General features: G+C 69.7%; 15 protein-coding genes. 9 read left to right on the top strand and 6 right to left on the bottom strand.

Annotated features, from left to right (window positions below; genetic code table 11):
• The first annotated feature begins 138 nt into the window (after positions 1–138).
• Positions 139–681 carry an acetyltransferase gene (locus BX283_RS39010; protein ID WP_101392891.1) on the top strand — a complete coding sequence of 181 codons (543 nt, stop codon included), beginning with the start codon at positions 139–141 and terminating at the stop codon, positions 679–681.
• Between the two features lie 79 nt (positions 682–760).
• Here BX283_RS39010 and BX283_RS42270 read toward each other — a convergent pair whose 3' ends face one another.
• Positions 761–1,804: an MBL fold metallo-hydrolase gene (locus tag BX283_RS42270; RefSeq protein ID WP_306822873.1), complete on the bottom strand. Its 1,044-nt coding sequence runs from the start codon at positions 1,802–1,804 to the stop codon at positions 761–763.
• 185 nt (positions 1,805–1,989) lie between these two features.
• Between BX283_RS42270 and BX283_RS39000 the strand changes: the two genes are divergently transcribed.
• From BX283_RS39000 to BX283_RS38980, 5 genes are all read left to right on the top strand, one after another.
• On the top strand, positions 1,990–2,181 hold the full coding sequence (locus tag BX283_RS39000; protein WP_101392888.1) for a helix-turn-helix transcriptional regulator: 192 nt from the start codon (positions 1,990–1,992) through the stop codon (positions 2,179–2,181).
• Positions 2,171–2,578, top strand: coding sequence for a DUF2178 domain-containing protein (locus BX283_RS38995; RefSeq protein ID WP_101392886.1), 408 nt, complete (start codon positions 2,171–2,173; stop codon positions 2,576–2,578). The genes BX283_RS39000 and BX283_RS38995 overlap by 11 nt, the downstream gene beginning before the upstream one ends.
• Before the next feature lie 163 nt (positions 2,579–2,741).
• Positions 2,742–2,948: a hypothetical protein gene (locus tag BX283_RS38990; RefSeq protein ID WP_373979813.1), complete on the top strand. Its 207-nt coding sequence runs from the start codon at positions 2,742–2,744 to the stop codon at positions 2,946–2,948.
• A gap of 272 nt (positions 2,949–3,220) precedes the next feature.
• The gene (locus tag BX283_RS38985; protein WP_143676649.1) at positions 3,221–3,538 is read left to right on the top strand and encodes a hypothetical protein; all 318 of its coding nucleotides are present in this window, start codon (positions 3,221–3,223) and stop codon (positions 3,536–3,538) included.
• A gap of 930 nt (positions 3,539–4,468) precedes the next feature.
• Positions 4,469–4,807, top strand: coding sequence for a MerR family transcriptional regulator (locus tag BX283_RS38980; protein WP_101392880.1), 339 nt, complete (start codon positions 4,469–4,471; stop codon positions 4,805–4,807).
• 198 nt (positions 4,808–5,005) lie between these two features.
• Here BX283_RS38980 and BX283_RS38975 read toward each other — a convergent pair whose 3' ends face one another.
• The gene (locus tag BX283_RS38975) at positions 5,006–5,428 is read right to left on the bottom strand and encodes a hypothetical protein (protein WP_257584499.1); all 423 of its coding nucleotides are present in this window, start codon (positions 5,426–5,428) and stop codon (positions 5,006–5,008) included.
• Between the two features lie 433 nt (positions 5,429–5,861).
• Here BX283_RS38975 and BX283_RS38965 point away from each other — a divergent pair, with 433 nt between their 5' ends.
• From BX283_RS38965 to BX283_RS38955, 3 genes are all read left to right on the top strand, one after another.
• On the top strand, positions 5,862–6,050 hold the full coding sequence (locus BX283_RS38965) for a hypothetical protein (protein WP_101392877.1): 189 nt from the start codon (positions 5,862–5,864) through the stop codon (positions 6,048–6,050).
• On the top strand, positions 6,047–6,388 hold the full coding sequence (locus BX283_RS38960; protein WP_101392875.1) for a hypothetical protein: 342 nt from the start codon (positions 6,047–6,049) through the stop codon (positions 6,386–6,388). The genes BX283_RS38965 and BX283_RS38960 overlap by 4 nt, the downstream gene beginning before the upstream one ends.
• A gap of 263 nt (positions 6,389–6,651) precedes the next feature.
• Positions 6,652–6,846, top strand: coding sequence for a hypothetical protein (locus BX283_RS38955; RefSeq protein ID WP_101392873.1), 195 nt, complete (start codon positions 6,652–6,654; stop codon positions 6,844–6,846).
• 532 nt (positions 6,847–7,378) lie between these two features.
• On the opposite strand, the gene BX283_RS38950 is transcribed toward BX283_RS38955, so the two are convergent.
• The 4 genes from BX283_RS38950 to BX283_RS38935 form a co-directional block, all read right to left on the bottom strand.
• Complete coding sequence (locus BX283_RS38950) at positions 7,379–8,425, bottom strand: TniB family NTP-binding protein (RefSeq protein ID WP_101392041.1); 1,047 nt, start codon at positions 8,423–8,425, stop codon at positions 7,379–7,381.
• Positions 8,419–10,611: a Mu transposase C-terminal domain-containing protein gene (locus tag BX283_RS38945; protein WP_101392871.1), complete on the bottom strand. Its 2,193-nt coding sequence runs from the start codon at positions 10,609–10,611 to the stop codon at positions 8,419–8,421. Before BX283_RS38945 ends, BX283_RS38950 begins: the two co-directional genes overlap by 7 nt.
• Positions 10,608–11,324 (bottom strand): TnsA-like heteromeric transposase endonuclease subunit, encoded by a 717-nt coding sequence (locus BX283_RS38940; RefSeq protein ID WP_306822872.1) that lies wholly within the window; start codon positions 11,322–11,324, stop codon positions 10,608–10,610. The genes BX283_RS38945 and BX283_RS38940 overlap by 4 nt, the downstream gene beginning before the upstream one ends.
• A gap of 189 nt (positions 11,325–11,513) precedes the next feature.
• Positions 11,514–12,464: a DNA-binding protein gene (locus BX283_RS38935; RefSeq protein WP_180357517.1), complete on the bottom strand. Its 951-nt coding sequence runs from the start codon at positions 12,462–12,464 to the stop codon at positions 11,514–11,516.
• Positions 12,465–12,730: the final 266 nt, after the last annotated feature.

Raw genomic sequence — 12,730 nt, 5'->3', positions numbered from 1 at the left:
CGATCTACTGAGTAAGGGACCGAGAGGCGGGGGAGAGGGGGAGAGGCGGAAGCAGCCCAGCCGGTTGGTTTGCGGCTAACCTGGTGCGACCGGCGCGCCGGAGCCGAGTGGCGGCCCGCAGGCGAGAGGACGACATCCGTGACGGTCGAGTACAGCCTGGCCGACGCCGAACACCTCCCGTACGTAAGGCACGGCCTGCTCGACGTACACCTCGACGTACACACGCAGTCGGGGCCGTCCGATGCCGAAAACCACTTCGAGGCGCGCCTCCAGACGGCCGCCGCCCACCCCGGCTGGACGACAGCCATCGGCTACCAGGCGGGCCGGGCCGTCGGCTACTGCCACGGCTTCTCCCTCCCGGCGGACACCGACTGGTGGTCGAACGTGATCGTGCCGCTGCCGGAGTACGTCACCAGGGAGAGCGGGCGGCGGACGGCCGTCCTCAGCGAGATCGTCGTCCGCAAGCCCTGGCGCGGCACCGGCGTGGCCGCGCAGCTCCACGACATCTGGCTCTCACTCCGCCCGGAGGAGCGGGTCACGCTCCTGGTGGACTCCACCATCGGCGGGGGAGCCCTCCAGAGGGTCTGCGAGAAATGGGGCTACCGGAGCGTGGCCAACCACCGCGCCCCCGGCGACCCCACCGTGTACACGGCGATGATCCGCCCCGTACACCGCCCCTGACCGCCCCGCCTGACCGCCCCGCCTGACCGGCCCACCGCACAGGCCGTCCGCACAGGCCGTCTGCACAGGCCATCCGCCCTTACGGTGCCGCCCGCGGCCCAGGCGGCACAGCCGCCACCCCCAGCTCCGCGAGCCCCGCCGTCAACTCCCCGCGCGACGCCACCACCGCCGGTACGCAGTCGGGCGCGAGCCGCACCGCCGACGCGAGCACCTCGACCAGGCTGAGCGGCTCCTCGACGCCGCCCAGATGCCGGTACTCCACCGCCGCCAGCACCCCCAGCCGCTCCCACAGCCCCAGCCCCGGCCGCCGGTGCTCCCGCAACAGCACCCCCGACGCCTCCTCGACGTCCACCCCCGCGCCGTACAGCTCGTGCAACCGCCCCCGAAGCTCCTCCATGTACGCCATGTACGCGCGCACTTCCGCCTGCCCCACCACCGGCCCGTGCCCCGGAACCACCACCCGCGGATCCAGCTCGAGGATCTGGCGGCACGCGTCGACGACCCCGCTCAGCGGCCCGGCCCAGTGCACCGGCACATCCCCGACGAACAACACGTCCCCGGCACACACCACACCGCTCTGCGGCAGATGCACCACCAGGTCCCCGGCGGTGTGCGCGGGCCCCACCTCGTACAGCTCCACCGGCGTCGACCCGACCAGCAGATCCAGCCGCCCGCTGAACGTCCGCGTCGGCGGCGCGACTTCGAGGCCGCCGTAGTCGTACCGCCCGAAGTGCGCCAGCAGGTACCGCTCGAAGGCGACCTCGTCCCGGCACCCGTCCAGCATCGCCTGCAACTGCCCCGGCGTCGGCTCGGCGCACAGATGCGTCAGATTGGCGTCGGTACTGATGATCTCCGCATCCGGGAACAGGCCGTTGCCGTAACTGTGGTCGCCGTTGGCGTGCGTGTTGACGACGGTCGACACCCGCGCGCCCGGCGCCGTCACGCGCCGCGCCGCCGCGGTCAGCGCCCGCGTGAGATCGGCCGTGTACGGGGTGTCCACCAGCAGGACCTCGGAGCCGGAGGCCACCACGACGCAGTTCGCCATGCCCCAGGTGCCGGGGAACTGCGGGAGCCACGCGTGGACTTGATCGTCGAGCCGGACGAGTTCGGAAGGAATACGCATGCCCGCATTCTGCGCGGGCCGGCCCGGGCGCGCCCGAGCGGGGTCCGACGTAAGCCAGAAAGAGATGACGAACCATCAACTAGCCACTGCACAAGCCCACTTGACCAGCAACGAGTCCCCCACCCCCACCCACGCGATGTAAAGGACGCTTGACATCCCCCAGATGTAAAGCTTACTTTCCATGCATGCGGAACGATCTACGTCAGCTACGCGCGGCCCAGGGCCTGTCGCAGCAGGAGTTGGGGCAGGCGCTCGGCGTGTCCCGGCAGACGATCAACGCCATCGAGCAGGGCCGGTACGACCCCTCGCTGCCCCTGGCGATCCGTATGGCCCGCTATTTCGCCAAGACGGTGGAGGAGATCTTTCATGTCGATTGACCACAAGCCCGAGGCCACCCGCGGCCAGCGCTGGGGCGTTCCGGCCCTGGGCTTGGCCATAGGTGTCGGCTACATCGCGATCTTCCTGGCCCGGCACGAGCCGGGAATGGCGGTCGCCGGCTTCGTCGTCATGGCCGTCTACGTACTGATCCTCGTCATGGCATCCCGCCGGTCGGAGGCCGCCGCCCTGCTGCGCGGCGAGGCCACGGACGAGCGCCGCCACTCCATCAACCAGCGCGCATCCGCGTTCACCATGAACGTACTCGTGCTGGTGCTCCTGACGGGCTTCGTGACCGAGCTGATCCGCGGCAACAGCGGCCACCCCTGGGACGTCCTGTGCGGCGTGACCGGCTTCGTATACGTCGCGTCCACCATCTTCTTCTCCCGCCGCGGCTGACACGGCCGGGGGATTACGGCGGATGGCCGATGTCGCGCGGATGGCCCGGCTCGTTGAGAGATAGCCGCTCTTGTCCGGCGGTTCGGTGGTTGAACCGCGCAAGGCGGCAGGATCTCCGGAGCGTTCCGCTCCGGCGCGAGAAGAGGAGGACTCTGTGCGTCGAATGAGTATGGCCCTGGCCCTGGCGATGGCCGCCGGCGGGCTCGGTATGGCGGCCGCGACCGCCCAGGCCGCCCCGGTCCAGGGGCCCCCGTTCCCGTACGCCGACTGCATCAAGGCGACGGCGCAGCACGGGGAGACCAAGGCGCACGGCAAGTGGCACTGCGACCAACTGGTCCAGAAGGGCTGGGTCAAGCCGCCGAAGCACTGACCGCTCCCGTGGAACTCGGACGGCAAGCGGGGGAGCGGCTGGGGGAGCGGGGTACGAAGACGGGCGGGCGGCGAGGCGCCGGGCCGATGGAAGGGCCCCCTCCGCCAACCTGTTAGCCGGTTGTTAGGGGATGTTGCCACGCTGTTCCCGTTGGGTTTCCCGACGTTGTCTATCGGTGCGGCCGGCTCTTTCGGCCGCACCGATTCCGTTGGTTCCGCGTGCCCCGGGTGACCGCGGGGAGACGCGGAGGCCGTTCCAGAAGGGGGAATGTCATGAAGCGACTGCGCATGGCAGGGACCGTGTCCACCGCGCTGGCGGTGGCGGCCGGGGCGATGCTCCTGGCCGCGCCGTCCGCGAGCGCGTCCAGCAGCTGCCACGCCTACAACCGCAACGACGGCGCCGGTGTGGGCTGGTGCGACAGCGGCAACGGCCGCTGGCGCGTCCACGGCTACTGCGCCAATGTCGGCGGCGTGCGCGGCCCGTACACCGGGTCCGAGGGCGGCCGTTCGATGGGCAAGGAGTGGGCGTCCATCCTCGAATGCGGGATGGGCGGCGGCGCCGTGAACATGTGGGTCGAGACGTACGGCTGAGCCGCTACGGCCTGATGGACCGGCCCGTTCCCCCCGCGTGCAGCGGTGGGGGGCGGGCCGGTTCCGCGTTGCGGGCGCGGAGGGCCCCTTCACCCGCAGGCGCCGGAACGTGGAGGGCACTGCCGGTAGGTAGCCCGCCCCTCCTGTCCAGGACCGACTACCTCTCCACACGGCAGACGAAAATCTATATCGGCCGGAGTAGACATTGGGCGGTGGTGTGGTTATGGTTTCTGTCGTAGCCCGAAGAGGTCAAAAGGGCCGGCAGAGACGAACTGCCGGGCAGCAGGATCGCAGTACCCGCAGTTGCAGTACGCAGGACGGTGCGGTGACGGAGTTTCGAAGCCAGGTTGGTTGCAGGACGGCGACGGGACTGGTGACCGGACCGGGTGGCCCGCAGTGATCAGGGGCCGCCGTGAGCAGTACCGCAGTGGCAGTACCCGCAGTAAGTGCAGTTCGCAGTACCCAGCAGTGAAGTCAGTGAGTGGTACCTCGGTGAAGGCGTCGGCTGCGGGCGCGCGCACCCGGGTGGTTCGGCAGTGGGGTTCCAAGCCAGAGCAGATGCAGGACGGGCGACGGGGCTGGCTGCCGAAGTGGCGCTGTGAGAGGCCACAAGCAGTACGCAACACCAGCAGTACGCAGTAACAGCAGTACGCAGTTCCCGTAAGTGATTGACCCAGAGGAAAGAACGGAGGAACCAGCCCCATCAGGATCGCCCGGACGCCACACGGGTCCGGGTACCGCAGGACATCGATAGTGAGGTGGTCTCCGGTCACGCATCCGCGATCCCCGCGACCCCGGCGAAGTTCAGGCCGGGCGGGCGGAAACAGAAGGCCGGCGCAGTATCGGAGCCGGCAGATGGTGTAGCTGTTCCTTCGGGGCCCGGGAGCCACATGCTCCCGGGCCCCTCAACGTGTTTCATAGAGAGGTGCAATGACCGCAGACGACTCCTTCAGCCGTCTCGATGACGACGACTACCCCGCCTACACCATGGGCCGGGCCGCCGAGATACTCGGCACCACCCAGGGCTTCCTCCGTGCCATCGGCGAAGCCCGCCTGATCACCCCACTGCGCTCGGCCGGCGGACACCGCCGCTACTCCCGCTACCAGCTGCGCATCGCCGCCCGCGCCCGCGAACTCGTCGACCAGGGCACTCCCATCGAGGCCGCCTGCCGCATCATCATCCTGGAAGACCAGCTCGAAGAGGCCCAGCGGATCAACGCCGAATACCGCAAGGCCGCCGAACCCTCGAACCCCACGGCCACCACTTGAACGGGCTGATCAGCGGGTGACCAGCCAATCTCAGTCACCGTATCGGCACCCCGTGGATGGACCTGCCCGAGCACTTCGGGGCGTCGTCGTGGAAGGGCGCGGGCAGCTGGTCTCGCATGAAGGACGTTCCACCGAAGATGGGGTGGACGGCTCGGCTTGGATATTCGTGAGTAGTCGCGGTACCGAAAGTGTCGGTTGCTATTGATCACGGTCGGCTAAGCCGGCCTCTCGGGCTACCTCGCGCTTGTCTCGTAGCCTGCCTGCCAGTGTCATTCCGCGAAGGTTCAGGATGCAGACGGCTAGGTCGCGGTCGGTGCTGTCGAGTCTCTGCTGCGCGTCGGCAATGGCGCGGTCCACGAGGGTCAGGCCGCGCTCGGTGTCCCCGAAATTCAGGTAGGTCCCGGCGCGGTCCCGGGACGCGACGGCGGCGCCCAGGGGGTTGGGCTGCTGCTCGACGGCCCACCTTTGGCGGGTCACGGCGAGTTCAGCCGTGTCCATCCACTGGTGCCGCGCCGCGAGCCAGTAGGTGATGCTGTACGCCTCCGCCAGGATCATCCACGCTTCGGGCGTGTTCGCGCGGTGGGCATGTGTGGTGGCGTCCCTGAGCAGGTCGGGGAGCACGGCCAGGAGCCGCGTTTGTTCGCAAGCCGTCTGCGTACCCGCACCGCATCTGTGCAAACAGTGTGCAAGGCCCCCTGCGGCTATGGGCGTTGACTGCTGGCAAGAGGCACTGCGGTCGTGTTGAGGCGGGCGCGGGCCATGGCCAGCAGAGAGGATGGCGGGACGGCGTGGAAAGCAGCCCGCAGTACGTAGTGGATACCGCCAGCGGGAGGCTGGGGGTGGTGGAGCGCTATGAGGGGAGTGTCTACCTGCGCCCGCCAGGAGGTGGCCGGCAGTGGGCCACGGCGCCGGAGGCCCTGCGCGACGCACGCCCCGAGGAACTGGTGCGAGCCCGCGTCCTCGATATCCCGGTGCCCGTGCGGGGGCGGTGCTGATGTGGGCACCGCCGGTGGGACCGCCCCGGGAGCGAAAGTGTGGCCCAGGGATCACGAGTGTGCGGGATGCGGCCTACGGCCTGGAACCGGAGGGCCCGCCGGGCTGTGATCTGTGCGACGCGTGGCGCACGGAGCGGGAGGTGGCCCGCGAGGGGCGGGCGCAGCGGAGGGTGCGGCAGGCGAACACGGAGATCATCCGCCACCCGGCCCACCGCACATGGCCCGGTGGGGAGGTGGTGGCCCGGTGAGCATCAGGAGCACGCTGCGGGGCGTGGTCTACCGGCTGCTGCGGCACTCTGACAGCGAGGTGACCATGACCGCTCACTGCCTGTCCGGCGACGGCTGCGGATGGATGTTGGACGCAATCAGCGACCTGGGCGCCGGGGGCGTCGCGATCATCGAGCACGCGGCCGCGACCGGGCACGGCCTGTTCACCCGCGCGGTGGAAGACATGGCGTGTGTGGTGCTGAGCAGCCGTCAGGAACAGGACCGCCGGGCCCAGGCCCACCGGATGGATCACGCTGCCCGGCAGCGGTCGGTCGGCGGCACGGAGAGTATCGAGCACACGCGGGCCCACGGCCTGTAGACCCCGACCCCCAGACTCCCGCCCCGGGCTGAGGGCGGGTTCAGCTCCCATTCCGGTCTAGGGATGAGGTCCATTCCCGGAACGGCGAGAGGCCCGCCCCGGGGGCCTAAGCCGCCCAGGGCGGGGCGGTTCGGCACAACCCCGTGTGTTCACAGCGATGGAGGTCCACGGCAGGGATGAAGTGAACGGCTACGACGTGGCGGGCGAAGAGATCATCACCCCGACCGAGCCGGAGCCGGAGCCCGACGAGAACGGTAACGGAGATGACCAGTAACACCCCCCGCTCAGGCGACGGGAGCGCTCGCGCGACAGCCCGCCAGTTCCTGAAACGCGATCTGCCGAAGAACTCCGAGCTGTCATGGCTGTGCCAGATCCACAAGGACCCGGTCGCCATGAAGCTGGTGCTGCGCACGGGCTACATGTGTCTGCACTGCCAGCGTGAGCGCTTCCGCTCCTGACACTCTGGGTTGAACAGCTCTCGCTGTACGGCAGCTGGGATCGTAGAGCTGATGCGTGAGTGGAGGCGTTGAGGGTTTGAGCGGGGGAAGAGGAGTGGGTGGGTTTTCACTCATTGACCTGACTACCTGTCAGGTCAATGAGTGAAAGGTAGTCAGGAATCCGAGGGCCCCCAACTTCTCAGCCAGACAAGGGAATTCACGGAGTGAATTCTGCTGGGGATTGCGGAGCAAGTGTCGCGGGGCGGTGAGTCTGCGTAGGTAGTGGTCCTTTGAGGTGGGGTTTCGCGGTTTGGCTGGGTGATCTTCTGGTTCGGAGCGGGGGTTCAAGTCCGGTTCGGGGCCTGGATGTTGCTGAGCTGGGTGGGGGTCGCTGTTGTCGTGGCCTGGGCATTGTCGGGTGTTGTGCAGGTTGGTTGGGCGGGTATGGCTTGTCTGTGCAGTTGCACTGGTGGGCCGTAAGGCAGCCGGGGCTTGCGTGCACGTCGCGGGTGCCGTCCCGGTCTGTGTACTCAGTGTCGGCGCGGTAGCGCTGTCACCGGCGTGACCGCCCGGGTGGCGTGGGGGAGTGGCGGGTGTGGGGTCGGTAGTGTTCCTCGGCGAGGTGGTCGAGCTGGATGGCTTCGAGGGATGTTTTGGTGATGCGTTCGCTGCCGTCGCAGATCGCGTCGATCGCGGCGTGGCGGATCAGGCGCGAGAGGCTGCCGATCTTCCCACCGGTGCGCTCGTGAAGATATGAGGCAAGGCGGGGCAGACTGCCCGTCTTGTGGTTCTCAAGGTCGAGGGCTTGTTCCATCAACGTGATCAGTTCTTTGAACGGCTCTTGTTCCCCGAGGCGGGCGGGGAAGGCGCTGAAGTCGATGAGGCTGGCCCGACCGGCGAGTTGGGCACCACGTACCCCGCTGAACAGCTCGCTGCGTGTCACGTCGATGCCCGCGTACACGAACGTCGCGCCGATGCGTTCGGTGAGGTCTTTGAGGAGGTCGGCGGTTTCGGCGCCGGTGGTGGTGTGGGGGTTGAGCCGGTGGATTTCGTCGATCAGGACGAGTTTTACGCTGGCTTTGGCGTAGGTGGTGCACACGGCGGTGGTGATCTGGGCTTGGGTCATGCGGATGGTGGTGGGGATGCCGAGGTAGCGGGCGAATTCGGCGGCGAGGGTTTTCGCGCTGGCGGCGGGCGGGACCAGGACGTAGGCGACCGGCACAGAAGCGGTGTGATTGATGCCGGGGTGGGGACTGCGTGCGGTGTGGGCGAGGTGGCAGACGCGACCGACTTCGAGGAGCGCGGTGGTCTTGCCGGTAGTGGCGGGGCCGGTGACGATCAGGCTGGGGCGTGCGGTGATGTGCTGGTGCTGTCCGAGGATCATCAGGGTGCGGACGTTGCGGGCCAGGGCATCGACGGCTGGGGTGCGGATGGTGACGAACGCCGAGTGGTAGGCGAGGCGTTCGTCCACGCTGCGCTGTGGTGCCCCTGCCGTCGGCGGGGCGGGCGGGGCAGTGGTGGCGAACGCCTCGAATCCCTGCCAGGTAGTGACCGCTGCCGGTTCGGCGGAAACCGGAACGGCTTCTTGCCCACTCACCATCGCTGTGCCTCCTCGTAGGCGTTCCACAACGCGAACCCACGATCGGGCCGGCTGCCGCCCGGCGGCTCTGTGTCGCTGTCGCCTTGGGCGGCCAGGTCGTCGAGGCTGTCTGCTTCTTCCCATTCGATGCCCTTGGCTGCGTCGTGATCGACCGCGGTGCCGCTGTGCTGCTGGGGAAGCGCATGCGTCAGGGAACCAGCGGAGAGGAGGACTCCTTCACTCCTGTCTGGGGCGGATGCCGCGATTTGGACGCCCGCCCTTTCCTCGCCGGTCTGTTCGGCTTTCTGCCCCGCTGCGCCCGGCGGAAGCGGCGCGGCGTCTGCGGTGGTGCGGGCGCGGCGCAGGAGCTGATCGAGGGAGTCGGCGAGGTCGGCCTCGTGCTGCTCCCGCCCGGCCCGCTGTTCCACGGCTGCTTTCACGAGCCTCCAGGCTTGTTCGCCGAAGGGTTCGTGGACGTGGTCGCGGTGGATCCACGGCACTTCGGCCAGGCTGCCGTCGGGCAGCCGTACCCAGACCTGCCGTAGATCGTGGGGGTTGTGGTGGACCTCCCACTTTCCGCCGCGCAGCGGGATGCCGGAGCTTTGGCCGCGGTGTTCGTTGAGCACCGCATCGTCGTAGGTGCGGTGGTCGATGCGGATGCCGCGGCCGGTGATGGCGCACCAGCGCACCGGCAGGAGCGCCAGGTAGTCCCGCCCGGACAACGGCAGTGGCACGTATCCGCACACGCCGAGCAGCGCGGCCCACATCTCGTTCGGTGACAGCACCGTCCGGGACAGCACGGGATGACGCAACGCGTCGTGGGGACGGGACTGCCACCCGCAGATGATCCATTCGTCCAGCAGGTCCTGGAGCTGCGCAACGCTCCAGCAGGCCTCGCTCTCCACGCGCGGTCCGCGGCGGGTGACGTCGGATCCGGTGTAGCCGGCGACATGCTGAGCGACCAGCGTGTTGATCGCACCAAAGGTCCGCTCCACCGAGCCCTTCGCACTCGGCCGGCGGGGTGGGGCGCTCTGCACACTGATCCCCAGGGTTTCGCACGCGGCCGAGAACCCTTGGGAGAGGAACACCTTGCCGCGGTCGACGACGATGGTCTCGGGTACGACCACCGGCCGCGCTGCCGCCCCGTCCAGCCGGTGATCGAGTGGCAGCAGCCGCTCGTAGGGCACCGCCGCGTACGCGAGCCGCAGCGCGGTGTCCCATCCGGGCCGCATCGGGTGGGGCACGGCCATCTCGGCGAGCAGCAGTGCCGCGTCGACCGCTTTCGTCCCCTGCGGGCGCAGCACGGCGGCCAGGATGGAGCGCGTGGCCACGTCGACGGCGATGGTGAGTTCCGGCCGCGCCGGACGCCCGTCGTCGTTGATGGCCATCACATCCAGCCGGGTGGTGTCGACCTGTACCATCTCGCCCGGCCGCAGTGCCCGGGTCGGCGTGAACGGCCCCGTCGGCACCGCCGCGCCACCGGCCGGACGCCCGGGCAGCTCACGGGTATCGACCAGTGCGTTCACCAGCCGGTTGAACGTCGACTCGGGAGGCACCTTCACCCGGCCTGCTCCGTGGGCGTCGTCCAGGATCTGTCCGGTCAAGGTCCGCAGCCCTTTCCGCGTCCCCCTGGAACGCCCCCGTTGGCGCCGCACCGCCTCCAGCACCGCAGCCACGACCCGCTCGTCCGCGCGCCCGGTCGCTCTCGTCGGCCGCCGCTTGCGTCCGTCGACCAGCCCCCACAGCCCGCCGTCGCGGTAGCGGGCCCGCATCCGCCGCACCGTGGGCACACTCGCCTTCGCCCACCCCAGTGCGGCCAGCTCTTCGGCCTTGGCCCGCTCCCGCTCGGCCAGCGAGTATCGCTCGGGATCGAACTGCGGCCGAGGTGCTCCTGGGCTGCCGGGACCTGCGGGGAGACCGTACTCGATCTCACGGATGTGCCGCTGCCAGGCCAGTGCGCGCTCCCGCGCGGCTGCGTCAATGCCTTCGAACAGGCCCCACTGCGGCACTTCGGGACGCGCATCGTCTCTGACGACGCGAAAGCCGGGATCGGCGCACAGGTGCGCCGCCAGCACCGACGCGGTCGTCCCGTCCTCGGCGACCAGCCGCACCGCCTGCCCTACCAGAGCGACGATCTGCCATGTGACGGCTTCGAACACGACATGGGCCCCGACCTCGGCCCGCCAGCCCCCGGACGCCTCCGTCATCGCTCCCGCTCCCCAGCCGCTGTGCGTCGGACCAGCACCTGCTCGTGCAGGGGCACCTCGAGCGCCGTCTCAAGCCGCCCCGCCCACAGCGCGTGATACACGACCGGCAAGACCTGCAGCGGATCCCCGACCATGACCGCCCCCTCGATCAGCGGCCGAGGCTGCGCGAAGGCGTCCAGGACTGCCTCCTCCAGGTCACCGTGACCGCGGTAGCGCGGATGCCGGTAGCCGGCCAGCCAGGCCACATTCGACGCCATCACCGCATCCGGCGGCCTAAGGCGCCGGTACTGCCACCCCACCAGCCCACATGCTGCGTCCAGCACCGCCTGGGCGTGCTGCGCCCGGACCCCGCCGGCGTCCTCAGCGGCGGGGCAGTCAGCCAGCAGCCCGGTCCCGTCGGTGTACCGGGCGAACAGCTGCGGGATCCATGACCGTACGCGGCTGCGTTCATCGCGCCACACCACCCGTACCGGACGCGCCGACAACCCCACGACCCGCCGGTTGCGGTCCAGGAGCATCAACTGCGCCCGCATCGCAGCCGACCCGTGTGCCACATGCCGGCCCATGGTGGCCGACCACCACCAGCCAGGGCCCCACCGCCGACCCGGCATGATCGGGAACGCGGACACCGGCGGCGCATGCTCAAAACGCACCTCGGTCGCGGCCGCGGTCCAGGGTCTCTGCGTCAGATGCCCCGACTCGTCGACGAACACTGCTTCCGCACGCCCCGCATTGCCATGGAGTCCCACACCGGCAGCCAAGAACAGCGGTGGCGGCCAGGGAGGGAGAATTCCGGCGGCCTCACCCCAACGAGCGAACGCGCCCTAGCGATCAACCAGGAACCGTGGTCTGCATGCCGAACGGCCCACATCCCCGACAACTTGCGCCTTTGACCGCGGGCGTCAGCCATCGTCATCCTGCGGACCACTAGCCAGCACTTCCACCACTGCCTCTGCAGGCAGCCCTGCCCACTGGGACACTTCCTCAAGGGGCACCCCGGCACTCGCCGCTGCCCAAACGGTCTCAATCAGGGCCTGGTCGACCAGCGTGGCGGCACGGCCGAGGTTACTCAATAGCTGCCGCGCGGCATCGACGCTCTTGCCGTACTGCGCGCCGCGCAACTGCTGCAGCTGCTCCTCCGCGTCACTGATCAGGTTTTCGATCAGGAAGCGCTGTTCGGCGGGCACCGTGGAGCGCCAGTTCGTGCCGGAACCGGGTGTCATCTTCTCCCTGGACAGGGAACGCAGCCCGGCGGCCATGGTCGACGGCTGGTGTTCCTGGCGCACCCACCACGGGTTCTCGTCGAACCGTGCATACGGCCCGGACCGCCCCTCAGGGTGGCGGCGCCGGCGGATCACCGTCCCCATCCACGCGAGCAGCGGGCCCCCGTGGTCGACTGCGACCAGCGGCCCCAGCCATGGACGTTCCACCCGCTCCCCGAGGCGGCGGCAGAATTCCCCGTCCGCAGGCAGCGGCCGCGGCCGTTCACCGCCGCTGTCGGCCCATACCCGCTGCGCCATGGCAGGGTCCAGCAGCGCGTCCGCGACGGCCACCACCTCCGGGAAGATGACCGCGTCCCGCCCCACAATCCGCCAACGCTCCAAATCGGTCCCCGCGTTGCCGCCCGCGACCTGGTGCAGGCGACGCGGCCAGATCTCCTCCCGCTCCCACCCGTACGCCCCCTCCCACCACCGGGCCACCACCGCATACGCCAGCGCGAAGACCTCGCCCGGCTCCGCTCCCGCCCGCACCGCACGCCGGGCCACCCCAGTCCACCGGCGCTGCGCCGCCACCGCCCCCGGCATCCCGCGCAGATCCAGGTGCTCGAGAGGCTGGTCGGCATCCGCGTCCATGGCCCACCGCCCGTGCCGGACACACACCCGCTCCCACCGCTGCGCGTACCGCACCACACGCACTGCGGCCCCGGTACGCCGTGCCGTACACAGGCGGCACCCGAACGCCATGGGCCCCACCAGCGCACCCCCGACCCGCCACAGCCCTCGCCCCCGACCGTCCTGCGGTCCATCGAGCTCGGGAGCCTGGTGCCCCCAGGACGGCAGCGCCCGCGCCAGCGTCCCCTCGCCGACTCCGGACAGTCCCGCTAGCGCGCGCCGGCCTG

The organism is Streptomyces sp. TLI_146 (assembly GCF_002846415.1).
Classification (GTDB): domain Bacteria; phylum Actinomycetota; class Actinomycetes; order Streptomycetales; family Streptomycetaceae; genus Streptomyces.
The sequence above is the reverse complement of the archived record's forward strand: the minus strand, read 5'-3'. Positions and strand labels throughout refer to the sequence as shown.

Bases quoted from the DNA above. Each gene is read 5' to 3' on its own strand.
- BX283_RS42270 (WP_306822873.1), bottom strand. From the start codon at position 1,804: ATGCGTATTCCTTCCGAACTCGTCCGGCTCGACGATCAAGTCCACGCG.
- BX283_RS39000 (WP_101392888.1), top strand. From the start codon at position 1,990: ATGCGGAACGATCTACGTCAGCTACGCGCGGCCCAGGGCCTGTCGCAG.
- BX283_RS38995 (WP_101392886.1), top strand. From the start codon at position 2,171: ATGTCGATTGACCACAAGCCCGAGGCCACCCGCGGCCAGCGCTGGGGC.
- BX283_RS38990 (WP_373979813.1), top strand. From the start codon at position 2,742: ATGAGTATGGCCCTGGCCCTGGCGATGGCCGCCGGCGGGCTCGGTATG.
- BX283_RS38985 (WP_143676649.1), top strand. From the start codon at position 3,221: ATGAAGCGACTGCGCATGGCAGGGACCGTGTCCACCGCGCTGGCGGTG.
- BX283_RS38980 (WP_101392880.1), top strand. From the start codon at position 4,469: ATGACCGCAGACGACTCCTTCAGCCGTCTCGATGACGACGACTACCCC.
- BX283_RS38955 (WP_101392873.1), top strand. From the start codon at position 6,652: ATGACCAGTAACACCCCCCGCTCAGGCGACGGGAGCGCTCGCGCGACA.
- BX283_RS38950 (WP_101392041.1), bottom strand. From the start codon at position 8,425: ATGGTGAGTGGGCAAGAAGCCGTTCCGGTTTCCGCCGAACCGGCAGCG.
- BX283_RS38945 (WP_101392871.1), bottom strand. From the start codon at position 10,611: ATGACGGAGGCGTCCGGGGGCTGGCGGGCCGAGGTCGGGGCCCATGTC.
- BX283_RS38935 (WP_180357517.1), bottom strand. From the start codon at position 12,464: ATGGACGCGGATGCCGACCAGCCTCTCGAGCACCTGGATCTGCGCGGG.